This window comes from Streptomyces sp. NPDC043812 (assembly GCF_056436245.1).
On the sequence record NZ_JBWKCY010000035.1, the window covers coordinates 37,715 to 63,308 of the forward strand.

The following is a 25,594-nucleotide window of genomic DNA, read 5'->3' on the forward strand; positions in this document are numbered from 1 at the left end:
AGCCCGGCCGGCCTTCGAGGAGATGGCCACCTACGCCAGCCATCTCGACCTGTACGCCGAGGAGATCAGCCACACCGCTGCGCACCCACGGCCATGCGGCCCGTCGCCCGCCGTACAGCCCGGGCCAGGTCGACGCCGACAAGAACCAAGAGATCACCCAGGACCTGACGGGTCGCTTCGAGGCGGACCGACAGACAGGCATCGTCGACGACCTCGCCCACCCGCGGCCCCGTCACGGCGATCCACCGCCTGCCCAGGGTGCCGTGCGAGGACGAGCCGCTGCGCGACCACGCCACCTGACCCTCGCAGCAGTGGGGGCTTGACGATTGAACGCCCATAACTGACTATTTCATCAAATCAACCCAAAAGCGGCGTACCCAGACAGTTGTCGTGCTGGTGAGCCGCTGAAGCGGTCCCCCTGGGCGATCCGCACCCCGGCCACCACGGCTACAGAACGAGGCGGCATGCCACAGGCAGGGACGCTCTCTCACACCTCCGCACCGAGGAGATGAACGCGATGACCAACACCGACCACACGTCACTCGCCGAGCCGGTGAGCCCCCGAGAAATATCCGATGCGGCAGCAGCGATGCTCGATGCGGAGGGGACCGTGGTGGGGTGGACGCACGCCGCGGAGCAGCTTGTCGGGTACACGGCCGTGGAAGTCGTGGGCCGCTCCGCCGCGCACGTGCTGCCGTCCTGCGACGACGCCCTGCGGTCCTCGGCGTACGCCGAGGAGTTGCGTGCCCAGGGTGGCTGGTCCGGCACCGTGGCGGTCCGCCACCGCGACGGCCACACGCTCACCATGGCCCTGCGGGTCTCGTTGCTGTGGGGCCCGGACGCCGGCACCCGGTGGCTGGTGTCCGTGACCGGCACAGGCCCTGTGTCCTCGGGGGCGGCCGACGGACCGGTGCGGGAGTCCCTCCCTGCCCGCGCACCGATCGGCCTCGCCGTTCATGACTCGCAACTGCGCTGTACCTGGGTGAACGACGCCATGGAGCACCACGACGGCACTCCTCGTGAACGACGGTTCGGCCGCCGCCTGCAGGACTCACTGCCCGCCGTCGAGGCCGAAGCGCTCGAGGTGGTGATGCGGCAGGTGCTGGAGAGCGGCACCGCCATGGTGCACGAGTTCCGGGCGTGGCCGCCGGCGGACAGGCGCCGTGAGCATGCGTTCTCGGCCTCGTTCTTCTGCATCCAGGGCGCGGACGGCACGCCACTCGGAGTGTGCTCCATGACCGTGGATGTCACCGGAAACCAGCGGGCGCGCGAGCGCCTTGCCATTCTCAGCGAGGCCGGTACCCGCATCGGCAGCAGCCTCGATGTCATGCAGACCGGGCAGGAACTGGCCACGCTCGCCGTGCCCCTGCTGGCCGACCACGCCATCGTCGACCTGGCGGAATCGGTTCCGTCCGGTGTCGAGCCCACGGCGCGGATCGACACGACGAGCGACCGCCCGCCGCTGCTGCGCCGTGCCGGCGTCGCCTCCGTCGACCTGGGTCTTCGGGAGTTGCCGTGGGTGCGCGACGAGGTGATCCGCCCCTTCGCGACCTCGCTGTTCGCCACCGCCCTGCGCACGGGCAGGTCGTACCTGGAGCCGGTGCTGGACACCCGTTCCGGCCCCTGGGGCGCCCACGACCCGGTGCGGACGCAGCAGGTACGGGACAGCGGCATCCACTCCTTGATGGTCGTACCCATCCGTGCGCGGCACTGCGTGCTGGGACTGGCAGTGTTCGCCCGCTCCGTGGAACAGACGCCGTTCCAGGAGGACGACCTGCTCCTCGCCGAGGGGCTCGTCACCCGGGCCGCGCTCTGCCTCGACAACTCGCTCCGGTACGCGCGTGAACGCGTCGCCGCCCTCACGCTCCAACGCGACCTGCTCCCCCACCGTGTGCGAGGCGGTGCCGCCGTCGAGGTCGCCTCGCGCTACGTGCCGGCCGACATGGACCACGGCGTGGGGGGCGACTGGTTCGACGTGATCGAACTGTCCGGTGCCCGGGTGGCTCTCGTCGTCGGCGATGTGGTCGGGCACGGCATCAACGCCGCGGCGACCATGGGCAGGCTGCGCACCGCGGTACGCACGCTCGCGGACCTCGACCTACCCCCCGACGAACTGCTGGCGCACCTCGACGACACGGTCCGGCGGTTGAACGACGAAGACGACATGCTCGACCAGGCCCCCGCGGTGGTGGGCGCCACCTGTCTGTACGCCGTCTACGACCCGGTCACCCGACGGTGCACGATGGCACGGGCCGGGCATCCGCTGCCCCTGATCGTCGACGCGCAGGGCAAGGTCACCATCCCCGACGTGCCCGCCGGCGTCCCACTCGGCCTCGGCCTCGGTCTCGGCCTGGTTCCCTTCGAGTCCGTGGAGCTGGAACTGCCCGAGGGAAGTCTGCTCGCGTTCTACTCCGACGGCCTGGTCGAGTCCCGCGACGAGGACATCGATGTCGGCCTGGACCGCGTGGGCGCCGTCCTGGCACAGCCGGGTGCATCCCTGGAGGACCTGTGCTCGCGGGTGATGGAGGGCTTGCCGACTCGGGCACCGGCCGATGACGTCACCTTGCTCCTTGCGCGGACCCGCGCACTCCAACCCGCCCAATTCGCCTCCTGGGACCTGCCGAACGAACTCGCCGCTGTCTCGACAGCCCGTCAGCTGGCTGCCCGTCAGCTCAGCGAATGGGGGCTGGAGCCGCTCGTGACGCCCGTGGAGCTGATCGTCAGTGAACTGGTCACCAACGCCATCCGTCACTGCGACGGCCCGAGCCGCCTACGGCTCATCCAGCACCGGGTTCTGACCTGTGAAGTCTCCGACACCGACGCCGGCCACCCACGCCGCCGCCATCCCCGTGCCCTCGACGAGCACGGCCGCGGCCTCCACCTCGTCGCTCAGCTGTCGCGCAGGTGGGGCTCCCGCTCCGGGGCGGACGGCAAGGTCGTCTGGGCCGAGCAAGACCTGCCCTCCACAGCCGGCGCCGCGTGACGCACCGCCGAGCCGGGCGGCCGACGTCCGCCACCGGACGCCGATCTCTCATAGCCGCAGGCTCTCGTACAGGAAGCCAGAGACATGAACGCAGTCAATGCTGACAACACCGACTCGGCAGGCGCCCACCAAGGAGCGACGAGCGTCTGCGGCACCGGTCCCGGCGGCAGGCAATACACCTTTGACGGCCTGGCGGCTGCCGTGCTGGACGATCGAGGCTCGATGGTGGGGTGGACCGGGACGGCAGAGGACCTGACGGGGTTGCGCGCAGAAGAGGTCTGCGGCCGTCCCGTGCAGGAACTGGTGGCCGACCTCCCGGACGACCTGCGCAGCGCCACAGAGATGCCGGAATCCGGCCGGGTACGGCTGTGGCACCAGAACGGCAACACCATCGATGTCACTTTCCGGACCACCAAGGTGGAGGGCTCGGCGGAGGTCCTCGTCCTGGCGGCACCCACCCACCACGTCGCCGACCACGAGCAGGGCGCAGCGCTGCTGCGCACACTGTCCGCACAGAACCGGATCACGATCGCTCTGCACGACACGGATCTCACCACCGTGCAGACGAACGCCACGCCGGGCACTCCCGACGGCCGTCCCGTGGCGCCCGGCACCCGGCTGAGCGACGTGCTCTGTGCCGAGGACGCCGAGAACCTCGAGGCAGTACTGCGCCAGGTGCTCGAGACGGGTGTCCCGGTGGTCCGCAAAAACCTGCAAGTGAGCTGGCGGCACGATCCGGCGCGGCAGCACACACTGTCTCTGTCCGCCTTCCGCCTGGAGGACGCGCGAGGACGCCCCACGGGGGTCGCAGCCCTGTACATCGACAGCGCCGACCATCTGCGTGCCCGCCGTCATCTGGAACTCGCCCGCGAAGTGGCCGAGCAGGTGGGAGGATCCCTGGATGTCGTGCGCACCGCGCAGGACCTCGCGGACGTTCTCGTGCCCGCGTTCGGGGATCTCGCCGGAGTCGACCTTGCGCACTCCGTCTTCGACGGGGAAGAACCCTCGAAGCAGCTGGGCGGTGGAGACATGGGCAACGCGGCCCTTGCGCCCGCCACCGCAGCGTGGCCGGCCGGCATCAAGCGCGGCGACCCCGTCCCGCCCCTTCCCGACCACCCCCTCCTGCGCAGCGTCCGACACGGCGAGACAGTCGTCTTCGGCCTTGACGACTTCATCGCCATGGTCGGCGACCCGCAGCTGGTCGAGTATCTCGTCCCGAAAGACGCCCATTCGGTGATGGTGGCACCGTTGCATGCCCGCGGGCTCACGCTCGGCGCCATATCGGCCTGGCGCTGCGGCCGATCCGACCCCTTCACCGAGGACGAGGCGGATCTGATGAGGCAGATCGCCTCACGGGGTGCGCTCGCCATCGACAACGCCCGCCGCTACACGCGCGAGCACAGGGCGGCCGTGGCTCTGCAGCGGCTACTCCTCCCCCCGTCCACGACCGACACCCCGGCAGCCGAGACCGCCGGCGTGTACCTGCCCGCAGGCGGCGGAGCGGGCACCAGCGGCGACTGGTACGACGCCATTGCCCTGCCCTCTCTCCGGCTGGCTCTTGTCGTCGGAGACGTCGTCGGCCACGGCATACCCGCAAGCGCCACCATGGGCCGCCTGCGCACCGCCATCCACACGCTCGCCGACCTGGAACTGGAGCCGGACGAGCTGCTCACCCGGATCGCAGACCTGGTCCAGCGCCTCGCGGCCGAAGCACCGCCCGGCGACCACGACGACGTCGGCGCCACCTGCCTGTACGCGGTCTACGACCCGGTCACCAGGCGCTGCGCCATAGCCAGTGCCGGCCACCCGCCACCTGTCCTGGTCCGGCCCGACGGGACCACCGAAGTCGTCCCGATCTCCCCCGGACCACCACTCGCCATCGGCGGCCTGCCGTACGAGACCACCACGATCGACATCGAGCCGGGCAGCGTCCTCGCCCTGTGCACCGACGGCCTCATCGAACACCGCGACCACGACATCGACCAAGGCCTGCGGCGCCTGACGGATGCCCTCGCCGCGTCCTGCCGTCCGGATCGCCCTCTGGACGAAACCGGCCGGGCTCTCCTCGCCGACCTGACAGACCAAGCGCCACGCGACGACGCCACCCTGCTCCTGGCCCGCACCCGCGCCGTCCCGGCCAAGAACACCGCTCACTGGGACATCCCGGCCGACCCTGCCGCCGTCTCCGAGGCCCGAGAATGGATAACCCGCCAACTCACCACGTGGGGGCTGCAGGACCTCCTCTTCACCACCGAACTCATCGCCAGCGAACTGGTCACCAACGCCATCCGCTACGGCCGTGCACCGGCAGAGCTGCGGCTCATCCGCCACGATGTCCTGGTGTGCGAGGTCACCGACTCCAGCAGCACCCAGCCCCGTCTACGGCGCGCCCACACCACCGACGAGGGAGGACGCGGCCTGTTCCTCGTCGCCCAACTCTCCGAACGCTGGGGCTGCCGCCACGGCCAGAACCGCAAAACGATCTGGTCCGAACAGCACATCGAATGCCCCCGCTGACCGGCCCATTCGCTGCAGCCCAGTCGACAACGCAGTGGGCGCGTCGGTACACCATGAGCACTTCGCCGGACTGGCCGGCCCGGCTCCGCCCGTGCGATCACTCCTGGCAGGCCGGCCCCAGCCCGTTCCTCACCGTGCTGCGCAGCGAACAGCCTCCGCAGGCCTACTGAAGGCCAGCCACACTGCCCACTACCGATGCGTATCGGGCTCGCTGCGCCGCGACGACCGGAAAGCGCCGCGGCGCCAGGAGCCGCCGTCCGGTCAGCCGGAACGCAGTCGCCCACTAGGGCGCGTATCGAGTCGTGATCATCGGGTGGTCCTGGTGAGGTCTTTGATCCAGATCATCGAGGCGTGCAGGTGGAGACTGGCGAGGTAGCTGTCGGGAGTCTTGTCGTATCGGGTGTCTCACCGTCCCAGTTCCGGCCTCCTGGTACGTCACGCTCTGGGGTGGGTGAGGCACGTGGAGCCGACGTGAGCCGACCGGTGCACTGATGTCCGGGCGGGGACTCATGGGACATGGCCCGGCACCCGGCTCAGGTTCCGGGGAGGATACGGCGCGTTTCGTAGGCCCACATCGCGATCTCGACCCGGTTGCGGGCGCCGAGTTTGGCCATCAGGCTGGCCAGATGCGTCTTCACCGTGCTGAGGCTGATGTGCAGTGCATCGGCGATCTCGGTGTTGGTCAGCCCGCGAGCGACGGCGAGGAGCACCTGCTCCTCGCGGGCGGTGACGTGGGAGACCGGCTGGGCCACGGGCCGGCCGGCGGGCAGGTCCGCGAATGCCTGGAGCAGACGGACGGTGACGCTGGGCGCGATGAGCGCCTCACCGTCGGACGCCGACCGTACGGCCTGCGCCAGAAGGTCCGGTCCCGTGTCCTTGAGGAGGAATCCGCGGGCGCCGGCACGCAGTGAGCCGTAGACGTACTCGTCGAGGTCGAACGTGGTGATGACGACCACGGCCAGCGGGTCGGCGACGCCCGGGCCGGCGACCAGCCGGGTGGCCTCGAGCCCGTCGAGTACGGGCATGCGGATGTCGAACAGGCAGACGTCGGGGCGTAGTTCGCGGGCCAGACGTACCGCTTCCCGCCCGTCGGCGGCCTCGCCGACCACCTCGATGCCGGGCTGGGCGTTCAGCATGATCCGCAACCCGGTGCGGATGATCGTCTGGTCGTCAGCGACGAGGACGCGAATGGACACCGCTCTCGCTCCTCGCTCTCGGCAGTTCGGCTTCGACATGCCAGCCCCGGTCGGTACCCGGGCCGGCTCGTAGTGTGCCGCCGAGCAGGGTCGCGCGCTCGCGCAGTCCGGTAAGTCCGTATCCGTCGCGACCCCGGCCGCTGCGCCGGCCGTTGTCGCGCACGCTCACCCGTACCGTGTGCGGTTCCGCGGCGACCCGAACGACGAGCTCGGTCGCGTCGGCCGCATGGCGCAGCGCGTTGGTCACCGACTCCTGCACGATCCGGTAGACGGCCGCGTCCACGGCCGGGGGCAGCGCGTCCAGTTCGCCGTCGAGCCCCAGGTCGACCCTGAGGCGACCACCCGGGGTGCGCACCAGGCGCTCCAGATCCGCGACTCCGGCAGGGGGCGCCAGCTCGGCGCCGACTCCGCGGTCGCGCAGCGCGGCGACCATGGCGCGCATTTCCTCCAGCGTGCGCGCCCCTTCCTCCTCGACCCCCTCCAGCGCCTCGACGGCGGCGGACGGGTCGGTGCCCGCGAGCACCCGGCCCGCTTGGGCGATGATCACCATGGCCGACACGTGGTGGGCCACCGTGTCGTGCAGTTCCCGGGCGAGCTGCTCGCGCTCGCGGGAGCGCACCTGCTCCAACTGCCGCTCGCGAGCGGTCACTCGGAACCGCACGGCAGCCCCGACCACGCCGGGCAGCAGCAGGAAGACGAAGCCCACGACCTTTTCGACGACCGGGGTCTCGTCCGTGACGACACACAGCGCGCCGGCCGCGAGGATCACCGCGCCGCCCAGCACGATCTCGCGTCCCGATCCCCACCGGGGCAGCGCGTACACCAGCACGAGCACGACCGCGGCGGTGTACAGGCCGACGGGCTCGCGCAGTGCGGCGACGAGCGAGGCCACCGGAAGCAGGATCACCGAGCCGAACGCCAGCGTCACCATCGCCAGCGGGCGGGTCCGGCGCCACAGGGGCAGCAGGCACAGCCATACGGCGAACACCACCGCCACCGGCCGCCACACGACGTTCTCGCGCAGGGTGGCCTCCAACGTCACACCGGCAATGCCCGCGGCGAGCAGCGCCCAGTCCCGCCGCACCCGGGCGGGCGCGTCGGGCGGCCGGGGTTCGGTCCACAGGGTTCGCAGGTCGTCTCGGAGCACGGTTCTCAGCCTAAGGACCGCGGCGTGCCGCGCATCGGCCGAAAGGACGGGTCGTCACTCCGCCCCGGGGCCGACGGATCCGCGGCCCGCGGGCCGATGCCGCGGAGCGCCGTGGCGACGAGCCTCGGCATCGGCGGCCGTACAAGGACGGCCGACGAGGTGGTTGGAGGACCCGATGCTCTCGAAAGCCCTGTTGCGCCTGGGCGCAAGCGCCGCCCGCCATCCCTGGCGGGTGATCGCGGCATGGCTGATCGCCGCCACGCTCGCCGTCCTCGCCGCCGTCGCCTTCGGCGGGCGGACCGCGGACTCGATGACCGCTCCGGGACTGGACTCCCGACGGGCCGCGGAACTGATCGAGCGGGCAGGCACCGGCCAGGAGGGGATGACCGCCCAACTGGTCGTCACCCCCCTCGACGACGGTGCGACGTTCTTCGACGACGACGGCGCGCGCACCGCTCTCACGCGGCTGCGGGCCGAGGTGAAGCGGCTGCCGCACGTGCTCGGCACGAGCGACCCGGCGGGGGCGCTCGACGCGGGCGGGGACACCGCCGTGCGCGGCGGCCTCGTTTCGGCCGACGGGCGGATCGCGGTCGTCCGGGTGCAGTACCCCGACCAGAGCCGGCTGTCGGCCGAAGACCTCGACGCCCTCGTCGATCTCGGCGACCGGCTGCGCGCCGAGCTGCCGCTGCGCATCGAGATGGGCGGGAACCTCTTCTACGTCTTCTCCGACCCCGACGGCGGTGCGAGCGAGCTGATCGGCCTCCTCGCCGCGGCCGCGATCCTGTTCCTGGCGTTCGGTTCGCTCGTCGCCGCCGCGCTGCCGATCGGCATGGCGGTCTTCGGGCTGACCGTCGGGGTCGCCACGATGACGGTACTGGCGGGGGTGACAGAGGTCCCCACCTTCGCACCTGTCCTGGGCAGCATGGTCGGGCTCGGAGTGGGCATCGACTACGCGCTGTTCGTGCTCGCCAGGCACCGGGAGTACCTCGCGTGCGGGCTCGATCCGCAGGCGGCGGCCGGACGAGCGGTGGCAACGGCGGGGCGGCCGGTGGTCTTCGCCGGCGGCACCGTCGTCGTGTCGATCCTCGGCCTGGCGGTCGCGAACGTGCCGTTCATGACGGTGGGCGGGGTTGCCGTCTCGATCGTCGTCCTGACGATGGTGCTCGCGTCGGTGACGCTGCTGCCGGCCTTCCTCGGCGCGGCGGGCCCGCGCCTGGCCCGGGCCGGCCGGATCGGCCGGGCTCTGCGGACCAGGAAGCTGGGCCGACTCGCACGGCGGCGGGACCCGGCGGCAGGCGCCGCCCACGCCGCCGGGTGGCGTCGCTGGATCGGGCACGTCAGCCAGCACCCGGTGCCGTACGCGGTCGGCGCGGCGGGGCTGCTGCTGACCGCGACGCTGCCCGTGCTCGGCCTGCGCGTCGGCCTGCCCGACGACGGCTCACTGCCCCACAGCCGGACCGAGCGCCGGGCCTACGACCTCGTCGCCGAGGGGTTCGGCCCGGGCACCAACGGTCCCCTCGTCATCGCCGCGGACCCCACCGGTGATCCGGGAGTGCTGGACCGACTCGTCGCAATGGTCGCGGCGGATCCGGGCATCGCATCCGTCGCGCCGACGCACATCGATCGGGCCACCGGCATCGCGACCCTCGTGGTGTTCCCGACCACCAGCCCTCAGGACCAGGCCACGGCCGACACCATCGCCCGGCTGCGCACCGACGTGCTGCCCACGGCGATCGGGCACGGCCCGGCCAGGGCCCACGTCGGCGGTGCCGCCGCGAGCCTGTCCGATGTGGGCCAACGCACCAGCCAACGCCTGCCGGTGTTCGTCGCCGCCGTGCTGGCGATGTCGTTCCTGCTGCTGATGCTGGTCTTCCGCTCGATACTCGTACCGCTCAAGGCGGTACTGCTGAATCTGCTGAGCATCGGCGCGGCCTACGGCATCATGGTCGCGGTCTTCCAGTGGGGCTGGGGAGGCGCACTCATCGGGCTGGAAGCGACGGTTCCGATCGTGTCGTTCATCCCGATGTTCCTCTTCGCCATCCTGTTCGGCCTGTCGATGGACTACGAGGTGTTCCTCCTCTCCCGCGTACGCGAGGAGTACCTGCGCACCGGCGACAACGGCACGGCGATCGTTGAGGGCGTCTCGCGCACCGCCCGGATCATCACCTCGGCCGCCCTCATCATGGTGGCGGTCTTCCTGTCCTTCGCCGTCGCCGAGGATCCCTCCACCAAAATGTTCGGGCTCGGCTTGGCCACCGCGATCTTCATCGACGCCACGGTCGTACGCATGGTGCTGGTACCGGCGACCATGACACTCCTCGGCCGGACCAACTGGTGGCTGCCGAAGTGGCTAGACTGGATGCTTCCCCGCGGCCCGGTCGGCACCGACGACACCGACGCGGAATCCACGGGTGAGGCCCCGCGTCCACGGCTGGTTGACCGTTGACTCAACTCCTGCCCGCCCTTGGCGTCCGGCACCTCAGCGCGTCACCTAGGGGCATATCGAGTCGTGATCATCGGGTGGTCCTGGTGAGGTCCTTGATCCAGATCATCGAGGCGCGCAGGTGGAGACCGGCGAGGCAGCTGTCGGGAGTCTTGTCGTATCGGGTGGCGATGCCTCGCCATGCTTTGAGCTTGTTGATCAGGCGTTCGACGGTGTTCCGCTCCTTGTAGAGATCGGCGTCGTGGCTGACGGGTCGGCCACCTCAGGAGCCCTTCTTCTTCCGGTTGGCGGCCTGGTCCTTCTTCGCCGGGATGACCGCCTTGATACGGCGTTTGCGCAGGTGGGCGCGGTTTCCGCGGGACGAGTACGCCTTGTCCCCGGCGACCGCGTCCGGCCGAATGCGGGGTCGGCCGACGGGCCCGCGTACCCGTACCTTCTTCAGGACGGGGATGAACTGCGGGCTGTCCGCTGCCTGGCCTGTGGTCAGGATGAACGCCAGCGGGCGGCACTTGCGGTCGGCGGCGAGGTGGACCTTGCTGGTCTGCCCGCCTCTGGAACGTCCGAGGAGGGCGGCCTTCAGCCGGAGTTTCCGCCGACGCCGGATGCGTCGTCGTTCTTCCAGCGCGGGATCACTTTCGGTCTCTTGCCCGTTTTGCTCTTCGAGGCCGCCCCCTTTGACCTGGCCTTCTCCTCGTCGGCCGCGGCTTTCTCCAGGGCGGTGACGACGTCCTCGTCGAGGTGCATCCCGGCCGCGTCGTGGTGGGCTCGGGCGGTGGTGGAGTCGATGCTGACCAGGGACAGGTCCACCTCGCCCCGCTTCGCGGCTTCCGTGATCAGGCCCTCCAACAGGGCCTCGAAGACGTCGGCGTCACACCACTGCCGGAAGCGGTTGTGGACGGTCGACCAGGCGCCGAACTCCGTCGACATCTCCCGCCACTGCCCGCCCGTCTTGAACCGCCAGATCACGCCCTCGAACTGCTGCCGCAGTCGCTCGGGGTACGGGCCGTACTCGCCGATCGGCAGGTACGGCTCGATGAACTCCCAATCCGGATCGGTCAGTTGCACTCGCGTCACGTAAGACCGTCTATCGGACCGGACCGTGCCACGAAGGCACATCCCGCAAATTGATCACGACTCGATACGCGCCCTAGTACTCCAGCAGGATTTTGATGTCTGACCTGCGGGTTTCGCTGGGCGGCTGGAGTGTAGCGGTCTGCGGTGTGGTCAGGGGCGGTCTTCGTCGGGCCGTCCATCGATCGTGCGACAGCGCCGCAAGTAGTGGCAGCGGCGGGCGACTGCTTGGCGCTGGCGGCGCCAAGTCGACCAGCTCAGCGCGTGGTGTCGTCCTCGGTTGCCACGGAGGTGTGGGGGCCGGGGCCGACAAGTTGCCAGGAGTCGCCGAACCTCCGCCACTGTGAACTCGATTGCCCCTGCTGCCTCATCGGTGCCACCCCCTTTTCCCGGAGCTCGCGCGCCGTGGAGGCCAGGAAGGCGTGGGCGAGCATGGCGAGGGTGATGTGCCGATACCAGCCCACGTAACGACGGACTTCGTACTGGTCCAGGCCGCACTCGTTCTTCGCGGCCTGGAAGCACTCCTCGATCGCCCAGCGCGTCCCGGCGATCCGCACCAGCTCCTGAACGCTGGTCTCCAACGGGGCGTAGGCGAGGTAGTAGGCGATCTCGTCGGGCTTGCGGATGCTGCGACGGGCCAGTGCCCACCGCATCCGGTGGGGGACCTCGCCCTGGTAGTCGAACTCGGCGACAGCCGGCAGCCGCACCGTCGCCCAGTGGTAAAGGCGCGGTCCTTTCGCGCCGTCACCGCACGAGACTTTCTCCCATGCCTCGTCCGGAGCCTGCGCGAACAGGCCGTCGATGCGGGGGCAGCCCACGGTGAACTGGGACTTTGGCACGGCCAGCACGTAGCCGACGCCGGACTGTTCCAACAGCCGGCGAAAGCGGCTCTCCTGTCCATAGGCGGAGTCCGCAGTGACCCAGGAGATGGGCAGCGGCGAGGCGAGAACGATGCGTCGGGCCAGTTCACCCTTGGTGGCGAACTCCCGCTCGTCGGGAACGCCGGCTGCCCGGCAGCGTTCGCGGTCCTCGGTCCAGCTCTTGGGCAAGTAGAGCTCGCGGTCGACCAGAGCACGGCCCAAGGTGGTGGCGTAGGCGGCGAAGACACCGATCTGGCAGTTCTCGGTGCGGCCTGCGGTTCCAGAATATTGGCGCTGGACCCCGGCGGACGTGGTGCCCTTCTTGATGAACCCGGTGTCGTCGATGATGAGGACGCCATCACTCTCGCCGAGCTTGTCCGCGACGTATTCTTGCAGGTCATCGCGGATGTCATCGGGGTTCCACTTCGCTCCGGCGAGTAGGTGCTGCAGACCATCGGGCGTTGCGTGGCCTGCCTGCTCGGCCAGTTGCCAGCTGTTCTTCCGGGCCACCGGGGCGAGGAGGCCGCGTACGTAGTCGCGCATGCGACGGCGTAGCTCCACCCGGCCGAAACGATGGCCAATGGTCACGAAGAGGTCGTCCAGGTCCAGGTTCCATTGCTCGCCAACACGCGCGCTGATCACCTGGGGAAGCTGCCCCGCCGCTGCCACTACTTGCGGCGCTGTCGCACGATCGATGGACGGCCCGACGAAGACCGCCCCTGACCACACCGCAGCCCGCTACACTCCAGCCGCCCAGCGAAACCCGCAGGTCAGACATCAAAATCCTGCTGGAGTACTAGGACGGACCGGCCCGTCAGCTGATGCGACGTACGGCTGTGCCGCATCACCCATCGGCAGCGTTGAAGAATGCAGCACACCACCCGGCTCGCGCCCCAGCCGCCAACCGACACTCGCCCAAAGGGTCGACCAAACCTTCCACGCTGAAACCGGGTTCACCGTTCAGCTTCCGAGACCGACTACTTCGGGTCCCGTGCCCAGCCATCCATGCTCAACTTCCGGGTCCGCGACCTGGATGCGATGCTCGCGCAATTGCGCGCCAAGGGAGCGGACGTGGCCAAAGAAACGCAGGACATGGAGGGTGTCGGTCGACAATTCGGCTGGGTCACCGATCCTGAGGGCAATCGGGTCGAGCTGTGGCAGCCCGCCTGACCCCATCTTCACCCAGGCGGTGACGTGCTGGTGGACCACGAGGTTGTCGAGATGTGAACGCCGCGCGGTACTCAGTTTCGCCGTCCAGCGGATGAGCAGGCGGCCTTCGTCTGATCCTGTGCCCCGTCGCAGAGGCAGAGGAACGGCGCGAAGGCCATGGTCGTGAGCGCGGAACAGTGGCGGCAGGCTGCCACAGGAGACGGATCGCCGTAGCGGCGGGAGTGTGGTGATCGGCTTCCCACGGCGTGCCGAGGTCCGATGGCGGGCGGCGGCCCGCCATGCTCCTTCCCTCAGCAGTTGTGCACTCGAAGGTTCACGAAGGGGAGATGGTGAAGCGCTTCAAGAAGGCCGTGACGATTGGAGCTGCCGGCGCGGCAGCGCTGCTTCTCGGTGCTGGAAGCGCCCGGGCTGATGATGGAGGCGGGTTGCTGTCGCTGCTCGGCACCCCTTCGCTGACCCTCGCCTGCTTTCCGTCGGGTCACGTCGGACAAGGAACTCCTTCACCGGCACACAGAATGTCAGTTGCAGCCAGAGCGCCTCTCAGACTGCACCGACACCGCCCGGTCAGGCGGTACCGAGCTGCACCCGCGACGGCGCACCCGAGATGGTCGATCCGGGAGGCGTCGGCACGGCGACCGCTTCGTGCCTGCCCGGCGACGTGATGACCGGCGGCGGGTATGCGCTCGGCAACGTCAATTTTCAAGTGACCACCGAGGGGAGCACCACACCGAATCAGTGGTCGGTGAATGCGGTCAGCACTGGCGCTTTCACGAGGACTTTCTTCGCGGGCGTGGTCTGTCTGGACTATTAAGCGCTGCATCCGCGCAGTCCTCCCAGGTGGCTCTGTTCACCTCTAGGAACAGCGTTTGTTGTGCGACAAGTTGGCCAGTGAGCTGCTGGACGATGCCGCACGACATCACTTCTCGTTCGCTGAACACGTGGTCAGATGAACGTGGTAGTGCCGAAACCCAATCACGCGTGCGCCAACTAAAGCTATGAGCCCATGAGACTGGTCCACGGGATCCATGAGTCGCCGCCAGGTGAGCTCGGTGATCTTGCGGGGGCAGTTCTTGGTTGTAGAACCGCAGGTAGCCCGCCCCCCAAAGCTCATCCCACCGCGCACGGTGGTCAGCGCGGTGGGCAAAACTGCACGAACGCATGGAGGCGATCATGAACGACCACGGATCCAGCCCGGCCCTCCCGCCTGTGGTGGACAGAAAGACCTGGCAGGAGGCGCGGGACGCACTGTTGGCACGGGAGAAGGCGCACACCCGCGAAGGGGACGCGATCGCGGCCTTGCGGCGGCGGCTGCCGATGGTGGAGGTCGACGCCACCATCGAGGTGATCGGTCCTGAGGGGCCGGTCACGATCCTCGACGTCTTCGAGGGCCGCAGGCAGCTGATCGCGTACTTCCACGCCTGGTGGCCCAGTCGGCCCGCCGCGGAGCAATGCGAGGGCTGCACGTTCTTCAACTCCCAGGTCCGCGAGCTGTCCTACATCCATTCCCGCGACGTCACGTACGCCACGCTCTGCAAGGGCCCGTACGAGGCCAGCGTCCGCTACCGGAACTTCCTGGGCTTGGACATGCCGTGGTACTCGGTCGAGAAGACGGCGGCGCAGCTGCTGGAGGGTCGTGACTGGCAGCGTCACCACCTCGTGTGCTACGTCCACGATGGCGATCGGGTGTTCGAGACGTACTACACCGGCGGCCGCGGCGTCGAGATCATGGCCCCCACCCACGGGCTGCTGGACATGACCGTCTACGGACGCCAGGAGACGTGGGAGGACTCCCCCGACGGCTGGCCCCAGCCCTGGGGTGACGCCAAGAACCCCGAGGTCTGGCGTACGAACGGACGTCCCATCGCCCAATGGTCCCGCATCGAAGCCGGCCACTCCGACGAGCTGACGTAACCATCAGCCAGCATCCTGATGCTGCCCGGGCAACTACCGCGGTGCTGTCAAAACTCGGGTTCTGACTCAAGTTCTGTGGCCCGTGACTGTGGGTGCCGGTTAGATGTCGAAGAGGGCTTCCTCTTGTGGCGGGATCGGAGGGTCAAGGACGTTGCGAAGGCGGGTGATGTCCTGGCGCCACTTCGAGCCGTTCGCAGCTTCGGCCCACAGCTCGGCGAGTTCAGACAGCTCGGACACCACTTGGTCCAGAGCGTCGACGGCGAGCCTTCGAAGGTCTGCGGACAACTCCGGTAGCGGCTCTGATGGGCCGTAGTTCGAACACGCCGGCTCGCCGTCAGGGTGCCGGGCGACGACCAGGGCGGCCGCGGCCACTGCTCGCTCGCCGTCGGAGATATCCAGGAAGTCCGCCGGCCCGGCGGCACGTTTGAGCACGCTCCGGATCATGGCTTCGCGTTCTTCCACTGCTGCCTCGTCCAGGTCACCGCCGAAGTCGGCGGCGGTGTCGTTGTCGAAGGGGCCGATGTCCCAGGTGCCCATGTCTCTCCTTGCGTGGCTGCCTGGGGATCGTCGCACTGGCCACCGACAGAGAGGTCAGGAGGCAAGCAGCACCCCCTTGCGCAGGAGCTTGAAGCCAGCGCGTCCGTACAGCTGCCGCTTGATCATCTTGATGCGGTTGACGTGAACTTCCACAACGCCTGTACATCCACTCGGGAAGCAGTTCTCCCTGGAGCTGGGTGAACATTTGCCCGAAGGAACGGACGTGCCCGGCGAGGGCGTCCAGCTCGGGGCAGTGGGCCAGAACGGACTTGAGCTTCAGTCGCTCCTTCTCTGCAAGGGCGTCCGGGTGGCTCAGGATCCACCCGGCAACCGTCCTGGGCGATGGCGGCCGACCTTCCGGCACTGCGTCCCGAAAGGGACGAAGGTATGCGCGGACGTCCCCGTATCCACCGGCGTATCCGTGGCTCTGGATCTCCGTCCAGAGGGGTCAGGCGTTCGTACAGCCCTCGGCCCACCGTTCGTGCAAAACGGCTTGAAGTCGTCGAGCTTCGTCCTGCGGTTCTGCCACTGTCCTTGAAAGAGGTCTTCCGGGCTTGCCGCGTCAGCCAGGCGCTGAACGGTTCGGTACGTCATCCGCAGTTCGCGGGCGACAGCCCGACGGCTGTGTCCTTCGCCGAGCATTCCGTGGACCATTGCGTGCTTCTTGCGGGTTCGGTCGGCGGACCGGTGTCCAGTCGGCCACGGTGACGCGCCTTCGGGAGCCGGTGGCGCGGTGACGCTCTCAGAGCTGGGCACCGCGAATGGTGCTCGCAGGCAGGTTCGATGGCGCGATACGCATCGCTCGGCGGCCTCACCGAGGTTGCGCCAGAGATGGAAACGGTCTGCGACCTGCACCGCTGTGGGAGCCCCGGTGCTGGCCCCTTCGGCGAAGAAGGGGGCGCGGTCGCGGCAGACCACCTCAACCCCGGGACACTCAGCAAGCCAGGCAGCGACGGTGGCAGCCTCACGGTCGGGCAGTAGATCCACGGGCCTGCGGGTTTCGATGTCGACCAGCACAGTCCCGTAGATACGGCCCTTGCGCATCGCGTACTCGTCAATGCCCACCACCCGAGGTGACGACGGTTGAGGGTCAAGCATCGCTTCATCCAGCCGAAGTACCGTGCTGCGGCTGACAGAGATGCCGAAGACGTCCGCAAGACGGGCTCCGGCACGGCCGGCCAAAGCGAGACCCACCTCGGCCAGGGCCTCACGCAGCCGCTCAGTCCGCTGAGCATGACGGCGAGTCAGTCCAGGGATTGGTTCAACGAAGGTCTGCCGTCCGCAGGACGTGTCCGCGCAGTGAACCGGCGGACCTGTAGGGCAGCACCACACGCCTTCCCGCGCTCGGTAGGTCAGCAGGGAATCGCAGGTAGGACCCATGAATGCGGTTCGACCACCTTCCGCACCCCGGACACTCAGCACCGCCCGACTTGCTCGTGACGCCGATCCAGATCGCCTCGCCGTCGTCCTCCGCCGACACCACCGCCAGTTCAGAGCCCGAAAGGAAACAGGAGCTCTTCCAACCGGAGCAGCACTTCGTTCACGGCCCCGGACTCTCGGGCACGGCACAGCAGCCATGGGGCATTTCAGGACGATCGAGGAGAGGCGCACCGAAGATCAACAGCTACGTAGCGTCGATGCACCACAGAAGTTGAGCCAGAACCCCTTCTCATGGACAGAGCCAACCGCGCGCGAGTCGGCCCCGGCCGCACTGTGTCACGGGGGACGGCGCCTGTCCCGCGCGCCTTGCTCGGCAACGACGGTAGGGAGGACTATCCCCAGGGATTCGGCCCCTGCTTGAAGATGGTGAGCCCGCTCGCCTGGTCGGTGGGCCATAGGTCGATCTGATAGAGAAAGTGGTCACCGGGGTTGTCGTTGGTGTCGCCGGCCGGTGGCTCGGAGGGGATGTATCGGAGGGGATGTAGGAGACCCGGACGCGCAGCAGCCCAGACTTCCTCGGTCCAGCCGGGCGGCGGCAGGCCGGGGTCCGTCGCGTGTTCGGCCAACCAGGCGTCATAGGGTTCGAGGTCTTGGACGTAGAACTGCTCGTGATCGGCATCGATCAGGAACTTCAACGAAGGTTCAGCCACCGCCGCAGGCTATCGGAGCCGCGCGGCGCCTGAGCTGGGCCTTCGACGCCCAGAGCGCAGACACGCGCCGCTCATGGTTCGCGCCGGTCATGCCTCACATCGGTCGAGGAACGCGAGGACCTTGTTGGTGGGTTGGTATCGGCGTACCCGGTCCTTCGGCACAACGAAGCACCCATGACAGACAGGTCCAAAATGCTTACCCACATCACTCCAGAAGCTGTGATCGAGGCATTCGGTCTCACCTCCATCACATACTTCCCACAGGCAGCACCTGGGCACCTACATGGACCGACGGCCAACTTCCTGGCAAGTGCCGGACTCCCGGAGAGCAAGTTCTTCGGCCCCCGGATGGACCTCGAGGACGACAGTGCCCCAAGACTGCACTTCGGCCCGAGCATGAAGACGTCCTTCGAACGCGCCGGATCCGAACTGCCGCCGGAAGCAGAGACATGGGAGAATCTCGGCGACTTCGTCTACGCCACAGTCGCACTCAACCCGCGGGACGGGCAGATCTACGCCTTCCCCGAGGGCGGGAGCGACTACCAGCCGATGCACGCGGACATCTCGAGCCTCGTGCACGCGCTCATTGTCCTGAACAAGGGGCGGATGGACTACCTGACGCTGGGACCGGACGACGACGAGCAGCGTGCACACATCGTGGACCGCATGACCCAGGAGATCACCACCGTCGACCCCACACCCTTCACAGACGAAGAGGGCGAGTGGGAAACGCTCTTCGACCAGATCGGACTCGCCATGTGGCGATGAAGCAGCTGCCACCTCGAGACGCGAGGCCTTCAGCAGCTACGAGGCCGGACACGACACCATCGTGCCAGGAGGGGGTGGTCTTTGGCGGGGTGGATGCCCCGCTTGCCAGCGCTTGCGGGGCGAGCGGCCCGGGCGGCGCCGGCCCAGGCCGCGGCGGCCTCACGCGTCGGGGTTCTTGCCCTCAGCCGTCTTCTTGATCCGGTCGATCTGGCGCTTCGCGAGCGCCTCCACGTCGCCCGGCTTCCTCTGGTCATATCCCTTGAGATAGACAACAACCCCGCCCACGCGCATCACCACTTCGACGGCGTACTCACCGCTGGTGTCCTCGGAGAAGGCGTCCGTCTCGTCGGCGCCCGCCGAAATCTTCAGCGGCGCCGGTGGGCTCCCGTCTTCAGCCTGCTTGCGCTTGTTGGCCGCGAGGCCCTTGAACGCCACGCCCGCGTTCTCGGCGGTGTCGAAGGAGTAGACGTCGATCCACACGGGCGCCCCCTCACCCGTCGATTCCGCATACTCCTTGGTCTGTACGGACCGGTGTCCGTGGGCCGTGAGCCCGGCACAGCTCGTCTGGGTGTCCTCTCCGCACTCCTCCGCCGCTTCCGCACCCACCTCCACCTTGACCTTGGAGTCCCAGCCCGCCCCTATCCAGCCTTCAGGGAGGCTTGTGCCGGTCGGTATCGCCACACGCACCTGCTCCGCGGACAGCGTGAGCGGGCCCTCGCTCTCGTGCCCCTCCAGAGAGTCACCGTTCGCGCGACCGGCCGGCTCGCCTCCGCACGCGGTCAACACCGCCACCAGCACCGCCAACGTCATCCCCCGTGTCGCCCTCTTCAACGTCAACTCCTAAATGTACGCAGATCACTTGGCGTGATCACTCAACAACATTGCCGAACGGAATGCCACCGCGATACTTCGCCCCCACAGCCGTCAGCTCGCGCAGCCCGTAGCGTGCGGGTGCCGTGTCGCAACGTCTGGGGAAACCGGGCGCGAGGGTGCCCCGACGCCCACTGGAACGCGAGAAGCCGAATCTATGGCGACGACCGCAACTGGTTGCGATAATCGCAATATGCATCAGCTGAGTGAACTCGCTGCCATCATCCACCCGTTGCCCGTCCCGCCAGCGGCTCCGGACCCCCTCGACGACAAGAGCGAACAGCGCCATCTCGGTCCAGACGAGGAGCAGTTCGACCGCCCCGAGGACGAGCACGACTACGCCGATGCCGCTGGCCAGGCGGACGATGACGATCACTTCATCGACGTGTGCGACCAGATCGAACGCGCTCGCCGGGAGTACGCGCAGAACCTAGAGGCCATCAGCTTCGGCACTGAGGAGGACCCGCTCATCCTCGCCCTGCAGGAGGAGCGGACGAAGAAGCAGCAGGCGGATGCCCGCATCCGTGGACTCCTCGCCTATGCACGGGAGTTCCACCCCACCCGCCGCTACCCGCTCAACGAGCTGGCCCAGGCCGCCGGCTACACCATCTCGGGTGTGCGGACCGCCTACAACGACGGGGAGGTCGCCCGGGTGGCACGGCAGATCAACCGGCCCCCACGGCGCGCGGCCCAGACCGCCGACGGCGACGGGCAGAAGCAGCCGTGACCAGGGCGCAGGGGAGCTCATTGGCCAAACTCGCCGCGCGCGGTGGCCGCTCGTCGCGTGAGCCGGTGCGGCTCTCCCGGCTGATCGCGGACGAACTGCGCGAGCAGATCCTGTCCGGGCACGTGGGGCCGGGCGAGCAGATACCGACCGGGCGCATCCTGCGGGAGCACTATCAGGTCGCCGACATGACGGTCAGGTCCGCGGTGCGGATCCTGCAGGGCGAAGGCCTCATCCACACCATGCACGGGCGGGGATCGTTTGTCGCCGACCCCCTCCCCGCGCTGCCGAAGGAGAGCGACTCGAATGCCCGCCCTGGTCCGGTCGGGAGGGTCAGAGCCGCTGACGCGTCGTCCGGCGCCATGAACAACTTCACGATGATGCTCAGCCGGGCATCATCCCTGATCGCCTACACCCCATGATCGGCCGGACAAGGCCTAGCTGAGTCATGAGAGCGCATCGCGCTCAGCGGCGAGAGCGCCGCGTTCCATGGGAGGTGGTGCCGCCATGCGCTCAATCGCGGCACAGACGGGGCCCGACTGACTCGTCCGCGTCACTCAGAGCGCGATCGGCCGGTACTTCAGGGCCTCTTCCACGATCTCTTCCGCAGACGCATCCCGGAGGTCGTCCGAGGGATAGTAGATCATGTCACTGACGCGGGGATGCAGCACATTCGTTTCGAGCAGCAGCAGGTAGTAGTCGGTTTCAGCGTCGGCCGCGAGCAGTCTGCGGACGATCTCGACGAGCTCTTCCCTGGTGATGTCTGCGACGTGGGGGCGAGCCGGCCGGGCTGCCTCCAAGGCGAAGTCTTCCAGGTTCCTGCTTGCCCAGTACGTAGCGAAGTTGTAGGTCTCGTAGTCGTGGCCGGTAGCGGCGTTGAAAGCCTGGATCGCTTCGTCGGCGTCGTCGGACCGGTCGTCCACCAGGCAGGCGATCCGATCGATCTCGCGGCACAGCTCTTCCAGCCGCCGGCGACTCACGGGTGGGGGCAGCAGCTCAGGTCGCAGGTCCACAGCCGCAATTATGTACACCGACGCCGACAACCCGAGCCGAGCCCTCCACATGCCGACCACACCAGGCCGGCAGTTCACCTGCAAAGACGCCGTCCGCCCACGCGCCCGGTCACCTTCCGGGGACGGCCCGCGCCCCGTAGAAGGGCCTCTCCGTATGATCAGCAGCTCAAGGCAAGGGGCGGGAACATGAAGAGTGGCAGATGCGCGCGCTTCGCGGCCGTTGGGGTGGCCGCGACGGTGCTGGTGATGGGGTGCGGCACGGGGGCCGAGAGTCCGCGTGCCAAGGACGTCAAGGACATGAGCAAGGCGAAAGACACGAACGGCGGCCCTGGGGACACCGGAGGCATTGCAGCCACGCTGAGCGAAGAGCAGGTGGAGGCGGCACTACCCGACAGGGCCGCCGTGCCAGGTCTCAAGAACGGCCTGCGCATTGCCATGCCCCCCATGGACCCGGTCACCAGCGCGTGCGCCGCAGGAGAGATGAACGCGGAGTTGTGTGTGGACGCGGTCTCGATCGGGACCTCCATCTTCGTGGCGAAGCACGAGGCGAACGTCAACTTCACGCTTTTCGCCTACAAGGACGCCAAGGCCGCCGCGGCCGCGTACCACGCAGTCAAGGAAAAGCAGCAAGCCGACCGAAGGAAGCGCAACGTCTCCCTCGGCACGATCGGAGAGCAGCACAACGCACAGCTCGGCACGTTCAAGGGAAAGGACGATCCCCACGCGACTGCCGCGGTACTGGTGGGCACGACCCTGCTGTCGATCGACGCCTTCGGCAAAGCGAAGTACGCCAACCAGGACCGGCTCACCGACTACGCCACCATGTTCGCCGAACGCTCCCAGCAGGCACAGCAGAGCACTGCTCGGCAGGGCAGCTGACCTACGCCCCCGGCACGCACACCCCGTCGAGGCGAAGCCCTACGGGCGGGGACGTAGTGGACGATGGTGTCCTCGCACGGTCCTTCTTCGAAGACCTTCAGCGCATCGAGTTCGGTGGTGTCCGTACTGAGTTGCCAGCGGAGTTTGGTGGCGACCCATTCGCCGATGTAGCGGCTGCCGGTCCGCGGCCGGCGGCAGCCACTGGGCCGGTCCTGTCAGCCTTGGACCTGTTCGTACGTGCGGCACTGCGCACCGGCTGACCGGGGGCCACACCGCAGGGTCGCACCCCTGAGCTCCGGCACACGGGCCGCAGCACACGCACGGGTACGTCAGATGCATGTTTCCCACCTCGAGGGACAGCCGCCCCGGAGCCCAACGAGACCGGTGTCAAGCTCAAGCCCGAGGCCTGGCGCAGCTGCATCAACCACGGCTGCAAGCCCCAGCCGGACAAGGCCCTGCGCCGTGCGGCGCACCTCTACCGCCGCACCACCCTCAAGTCGCCCGCCCAGCGCCCCAGCGAAGCCGCCGGCGCCGGCCGCTCCAAGAACAGCAAGGACTCCACGCCGCGCGACCACTCCCCCACGACCGCAACCCGCCGCGAACACATCGCACACATACTGCAGAACAACCCCCACACCACCGCCCGCCAGACCGCCAGACCGCCAGACCGCCACAGCCGACAACACCTCCCACCGCCAGACATTCCGCATCCCCAACGAACCGCAGAACAACGCCGGCTGACGACCGCGTACCCCGGCACCGCACAGGCGGTCCCTGGACTGCGCACCCACCTGCCCGACCGTGCGCAGCGCTGGACCGCATGCTGCGCACTGCGCAGCTCCGTGTGTTGCGCACTCGTGGTGCGTTGACCCATCCGACGCGCAAGCGGCGGTTGGCTACGTAGGTGAGAACGAGGCTCTGGCACAGATCTTGGGGTGCGGTCGCGGAGCGTCACTGGGCCGTTCGATTGCAACAGCCCGGATTCGCGCGAGACGGCGTACGCCTTCCCGCCTTGCAGCTGAGAGTGACGCTCCGTCAGGTCTGTGCTGGACCTCTCCGGTGACCGCAATGAGCGGTGACGGTGCTGGTCATGCAGGCCGACGCAATGTTCTGGGACTCGCTCGTGTTCGACGGAATCGACGGCGTGGAGGTCGGAGCGGTGACCGCTGCCTTCGGCACGGTCGACGTCACGGCCAGAGGCCGGGCAGCCGGGGCAGCATGTCCGGACTGCGGCCGCTCCTCGGACCGAGTGCACGACTCCTACCAGCGCAGACTGAAGGATCTACCGCTCGCTGAACAGAGCGTCGTGATCCATCTGACGGTCCGGCGCTTCATCTGCAGCACGGACGACTGCCCGCGTCGTACGTTCGCCGAGCCGTTCGCTCAGTTGACCGCCCCGTACGCGCGCTTCACTACGCGGCTGGGCCGCGTCCTGGAGCGTGTCGGGCTCGCACTCGCCGGACGGGCCGGCGCCCGGCTGACTGCCCAACTGGGTTTCCAGGTAGGACGGATGACCCTCCTGCGTAGGGTCATGGCGTTGCCTGACCCGCAGCTCAGCACGCCGCGTGTGCTGGGTGTGGACGACTTTGCCACCCGCCGTGGGCGGACCTACTCCACCGTCTTGACCTGCGGAGAGACCCATCGCGTGGTGGACGTGCTTCCGTCGCGCGACTCCGGGCCGCTGGCCGCGTGGCTGGCCAGCCATCCGGGTGTGGAGATCATCTGCCGGGACCGGGCGGGTGCCTATGCCGAGGGCGCGCGACTCGGCGCTCCCGCCGCGATCCAGGTCGCCGACCGGTTCCACCTGTGGCAGGGCGTCGGCCGAGCCGTGGAAACCTGCGTCGCGGCCCACCGCGAATGCCTGAACGGACCAACAGCGCCAATGCGAAAGGACGTTGCGGCGTCGCCCGACGACTCGGTGCGCGTCGGACCGGACCTTGATGGCCGGCGGGCCCAGCGCAAGAAGGCCGCGCACGCCCTGGTCCACGAGCTGCTCGCCCAGGGCCACTCCCGCAGGGCAATCGCCCGGCATCTGGGCTGGGGGCTCAACACCGTGCTGCGCTACGCACGTGCTGCCACCTGGCAGGACACCCTCCGAGAAAACCGCCCCCGGCCAAGTCGTCTCGACCCCTACAAGCCCCATCTGGAACGGCGGTTCGCCGCGGGATGCACGAACGTCACCCGCCTGCATCGCGAATTGACCGCCGAGAACGCGCCCGTCACCTACCAGATGGTCCGCGCCTACATTGCCACCCTGCGCGCCACACCGCCGCAGGCGCCACCCCCGCCGCCGACCGTCAGGCGGGTCACCGGCTGGCTCACCCGTCACCCCTCAACCCTGAGCGAAGACGAGCGCGCCGCGTTGAAGGACGTCCTGGCTCGCTGTCCAGAACTGGATACCGCGGCCGAACATGTCCGCGGCTTCGGCGAGATCCTGGCTCACCGGCTGGGCCCCACGCTCCCCGCATGGATCGAAGCCGTCGATGCCAGCCAGCTGCCCGGCCTCACCAACTTTGCCCTTCACCTGCTCCGAGACCTCGACGCGGTGACCGCCGGCCTCACCCTGCACTGGAGCTCCGGTGGCACGGAAGGCGCCGTGAACCGCATCAAGAAGATCAAGAGGCAGCTCTACGGCCGTGCCGGATTCGAATTGCTCCGCAAGCTGATCCTGCTCCAATAGCGTCGAGCCCAGACTCTGCAGCCAACCCTGGTCACGTCAGCGAGTGTGGTGGGCTGAGAAGATCACCGCGAGGCCACAGATTCCGTCGAGATCGCGAAGGACAGAATGTCGGAGAGACCGCCCATAGACCGGGCCGAGGAACGACTTCAACATGAGCTGAGCCGTGGACAGCAGCCCCTCGCCGAACTGGACTTGGACGAGGTGTGGCTCAGGTTCGTGCGCTTCGGCTCCCAGCGCTTCGACACCGCGGACACGCCGGACGCTGATGGCCTTCTCTTCCAGTACGGGACTCACGCCTTCGAGGGACCGCCCGTCTTCACGCTGGACCTGGCCCGGCAGTTCGAGATCAACGACGCTTCCGGCGAGCATGATCATTACATCCAGCTCCACTGCGAACTTCGGTACGAGCCCGTCCCCCAACTTCGGGCGCTGGGGCACTTCGAGACCTGGTTCTTCCACGACACAGACGACGAACTCGACGCCTGGGCCGACAGCCTTGGCCCGCCAGGAATTCTGGCCGATCGTCCGCAACTTCCACCCCCAGGAAATCCGGGTCTACCAAGAGCAGGCGTGATCACAGCCGCGAAGCGACCTGCCTTGTGACACTCCGCGACCGCACCCCAAGATCTGTGCCAGAGCCGTCTAGGAACAGCGTTTGTCGACTGATTCCGGAGTCAGTTGGTGATCAGGCAGTTGGTGAATGTCGAGCAGAAATGACGGCCTTCTCGCGGGGCG

Annotated in this window: 18 protein-coding genes and 3 pseudogenes; 12 read left to right on the forward strand and 9 right to left on the reverse strand. The window is 68.3% G+C overall.

Annotation, left to right across the window (positions count from 1 at the left end):
- The first annotated feature begins 517 nt into the window (after positions 1 to 517).
- On the forward strand, positions 518 to 2,983 hold the full coding sequence (locus AC067Z_RS34520) for a SpoIIE family protein phosphatase (RefSeq protein WP_478793586.1): 2,466 nt from the start codon (positions 518 to 520) through the stop codon (positions 2,981 to 2,983).
- An 84-nt stretch (positions 2,984 to 3,067) separates the two neighbouring features.
- Positions 3,068 to 5,500 (forward strand): ATP-binding SpoIIE family protein phosphatase, encoded by a 2,433-nt coding sequence (locus AC067Z_RS34525; protein ID WP_478793587.1) that lies wholly within the window; start codon positions 3,068 to 3,070, stop codon positions 5,498 to 5,500.
- Positions 5,501 to 6,033: 533 nt separating this feature from the next.
- On the opposite strand, the gene AC067Z_RS34530 is transcribed toward AC067Z_RS34525, so the two are convergent.
- Entirely contained in the window at positions 6,034 to 6,696 is a 663-nt protein-coding gene (locus tag AC067Z_RS34530) for a response regulator (protein WP_478793588.1), read from the reverse strand.
- Positions 6,671 to 7,843, reverse strand: coding sequence for a sensor histidine kinase (locus AC067Z_RS34535; RefSeq protein ID WP_478793589.1), 1,173 nt, complete (start codon positions 7,841 to 7,843; stop codon positions 6,671 to 6,673). Before AC067Z_RS34535 ends, AC067Z_RS34530 begins: the two co-directional genes overlap by 26 nt.
- A gap of 175 nt (positions 7,844 to 8,018) precedes the next feature.
- Between AC067Z_RS34535 and AC067Z_RS34540 the strand changes: the two genes are divergently transcribed.
- Complete coding sequence (locus tag AC067Z_RS34540; RefSeq protein WP_478793590.1) at positions 8,019 to 10,289, forward strand: MMPL family transporter; 2,271 nt, start codon at positions 8,019 to 8,021, stop codon at positions 10,287 to 10,289.
- 67 nt (positions 10,290 to 10,356) lie between these two features.
- Here the strand turns inward: AC067Z_RS34540 and AC067Z_RS34545 are convergent.
- Positions 10,357 to 11,360, reverse strand: a pseudogene (locus AC067Z_RS34545) (IS5 family transposase).
- A gap of 254 nt (positions 11,361 to 11,614) precedes the next feature.
- Entirely contained in the window at positions 11,615 to 12,859 is a 1,245-nt protein-coding gene (locus tag AC067Z_RS34550) for an IS701 family transposase (protein WP_478793591.1), read from the reverse strand.
- 324 nt (positions 12,860 to 13,183) lie between these two features.
- Here AC067Z_RS34550 and AC067Z_RS34555 point away from each other — a divergent pair.
- From AC067Z_RS34555 to AC067Z_RS34565, 3 genes and pseudogenes are all read left to right on the forward strand, one after another.
- Positions 13,184 to 13,387, forward strand: a pseudogene (locus AC067Z_RS34555) (VOC family protein); the annotation flags it as partial.
- A gap of 604 nt (positions 13,388 to 13,991) precedes the next feature.
- Complete coding sequence (locus AC067Z_RS34560; protein ID WP_478793592.1) at positions 13,992 to 14,198, forward strand: hypothetical protein; 207 nt, start codon at positions 13,992 to 13,994, stop codon at positions 14,196 to 14,198.
- Positions 14,199 to 14,557: 359 nt separating this feature from the next.
- Positions 14,558 to 15,298 (forward strand): DUF899 family protein, encoded by a 741-nt coding sequence (locus AC067Z_RS34565; RefSeq protein WP_478793593.1) that lies wholly within the window; start codon positions 14,558 to 14,560, stop codon positions 15,296 to 15,298.
- 99 nt (positions 15,299 to 15,397) lie between these two features.
- Here the strand turns inward: AC067Z_RS34565 and AC067Z_RS34570 are convergent, their stop codons facing one another.
- The 3 genes and pseudogenes from AC067Z_RS34570 to AC067Z_RS34580 all read right to left on the reverse strand — a co-directional run bounded on the left by AC067Z_RS34570 (position 15,398) and on the right by AC067Z_RS34580 (position 17,925).
- On the reverse strand, positions 15,398 to 15,835 hold the full coding sequence (locus tag AC067Z_RS34570; RefSeq protein ID WP_478793594.1) for a DUF4259 domain-containing protein: 438 nt from the start codon (positions 15,833 to 15,835) through the stop codon (positions 15,398 to 15,400).
- 54 nt (positions 15,836 to 15,889) lie between these two features.
- Positions 15,890 to 17,413, reverse strand: a pseudogene (locus AC067Z_RS34575) (ISL3 family transposase).
- A 194-nt stretch (positions 17,414 to 17,607) separates the two neighbouring features.
- On the reverse strand, positions 17,608 to 17,925 hold the full coding sequence (locus AC067Z_RS34580) for a hypothetical protein (RefSeq protein ID WP_478793595.1): 318 nt from the start codon (positions 17,923 to 17,925) through the stop codon (positions 17,608 to 17,610).
- A 192-nt stretch (positions 17,926 to 18,117) separates the two neighbouring features.
- Here AC067Z_RS34580 and AC067Z_RS34585 point away from each other — a divergent pair, with 192 nt between their 5' ends.
- On the forward strand, positions 18,118 to 18,693 hold the full coding sequence (locus AC067Z_RS34585; RefSeq protein ID WP_478793596.1) for an SUKH-4 family immunity protein: 576 nt from the start codon (positions 18,118 to 18,120) through the stop codon (positions 18,691 to 18,693).
- A 159-nt stretch (positions 18,694 to 18,852) separates the two neighbouring features.
- Here AC067Z_RS34585 and AC067Z_RS34590 read toward each other — a convergent pair whose 3' ends face one another.
- On the reverse strand, positions 18,853 to 19,530 hold the full coding sequence (locus AC067Z_RS34590) for a hypothetical protein (RefSeq protein WP_478793597.1): 678 nt from the start codon (positions 19,528 to 19,530) through the stop codon (positions 18,853 to 18,855).
- Positions 19,531 to 19,756: 226 nt separating this feature from the next.
- Between AC067Z_RS34590 and AC067Z_RS34595 the strand changes: the two genes are divergently transcribed.
- Positions 19,757 to 20,290 carry a hypothetical protein gene (locus AC067Z_RS34595; protein ID WP_478793598.1) on the forward strand — a complete coding sequence of 178 codons (534 nt, stop codon included), beginning with the start codon at positions 19,757 to 19,759 and terminating at the stop codon, positions 20,288 to 20,290.
- Positions 20,287 to 20,709, forward strand: a complete 423-nt coding sequence (locus AC067Z_RS34600) for a GntR family transcriptional regulator (protein ID WP_478793599.1) — start codon at positions 20,287 to 20,289, stop codon at positions 20,707 to 20,709. Before AC067Z_RS34595 ends, AC067Z_RS34600 begins: the two co-directional genes overlap by 4 nt.
- A gap of 135 nt (positions 20,710 to 20,844) precedes the next feature.
- Here the strand turns inward: AC067Z_RS34600 and AC067Z_RS34605 are convergent, their stop codons facing one another.
- A complete protein-coding gene (locus tag AC067Z_RS34605; protein ID WP_478793600.1) occupies positions 20,845 to 21,300 on the reverse strand; it encodes a bacteriocin immunity protein in 456 nt (151 codons plus the stop codon).
- A gap of 186 nt (positions 21,301 to 21,486) precedes the next feature.
- Between AC067Z_RS34605 and AC067Z_RS34610 the strand changes: the two genes are divergently transcribed.
- From AC067Z_RS34610 to AC067Z_RS34620, 3 genes are all read left to right on the forward strand, one after another.
- Positions 21,487 to 22,179 carry a hypothetical protein gene (locus tag AC067Z_RS34610; protein WP_478793601.1) on the forward strand — a complete coding sequence of 231 codons (693 nt, stop codon included), beginning with the start codon at positions 21,487 to 21,489 and terminating at the stop codon, positions 22,177 to 22,179.
- 1,105 nt (positions 22,180 to 23,284) lie between these two features.
- Positions 23,285 to 24,859 (forward strand): ISL3 family transposase, encoded by a 1,575-nt coding sequence (locus AC067Z_RS34615; RefSeq protein ID WP_478793604.1) that lies wholly within the window; start codon positions 23,285 to 23,287, stop codon positions 24,857 to 24,859.
- Positions 24,860 to 24,964: 105 nt separating this feature from the next.
- Positions 24,965 to 25,462: a hypothetical protein gene (locus tag AC067Z_RS34620; RefSeq protein ID WP_478793602.1), complete on the forward strand. Its 498-nt coding sequence runs from the start codon at positions 24,965 to 24,967 to the stop codon at positions 25,460 to 25,462.
- Positions 25,463 to 25,594: the final 132 nt, after the last annotated feature.